At 65.2% G+C, this 675-nt stretch carries 1 protein-coding gene; it reads left to right on the top strand.

Features of this window, described 5'->3' with window-relative positions; all coding sequences use genetic code 11:
* On the top strand, window positions 1-675 hold a 675-nt coding region (locus ATE64_RS20960; protein ID WP_156416672.1), incomplete at both ends, for an ABC transporter permease subunit.

A 675-nucleotide genomic window follows, 5' to 3' on the forward strand; every position in this document is an offset into this window, starting at 1 on the left:
TGTTTGCGACATTGGCGGACAATCTCGCGGACCGAAACATCCGGACGGGGTTCGGTTTCCTGTTCGACCGGGCGGGTTTCGCGATTGGCGAAACGCTGATTGCTTACGCGCCGGGCGATTCCTATGCCGCGGCGCTGGCGGTGGGTCTTCTCAACACGCTCCTGATATCGGCGCTCGGCATCATCTTCTCGACCTTGCTCGGCCTCGCGGTCTGCATGGCGCGCCTGTCGTCCAACTGGCTGCTTGCGAGGCTCTCCGGCCTTTATATCGAGCTGGTTCGCAATATTCCGCTGCTGCTCCAGATGTTCGTCTGGTACGCCGCGCTGCTGTTCGGTCTGCCCGGACCCGGCCCGGGCGCCGTCGGACCGTTCGACCTCGATAATCGGGGATTGCACCTCCCCGCGCTCTCCTTGGCCGATCCGGGACGGCCGGTCTTTCTCATCGCGATCGTCGCCTGTGCGATCCTGCTGGGTGCCGTGCGGCGAGGAGCCGTTCGCACGCGCACTGCGCTGGCCTTCGCCGGCATCTCCCTGGTGCCGCTCTTGCTGTGGGGCGGGATCGATCTGCCGCGGGCGGGGCGCTTCGGAACCGTCGGCGGATTGTCGCTCTCCACGGAGTTTCTGACGCTGGTCGCCAGCCTTTCGGTCTATGCCTCGGCCTATCTGGCCGAGATAA

The organism is Sphingopyxis sp. H073 (assembly GCF_001468395.1).
Lineage (GTDB): Bacteria > Pseudomonadota > Alphaproteobacteria > Sphingomonadales > Sphingomonadaceae > Sphingopyxis.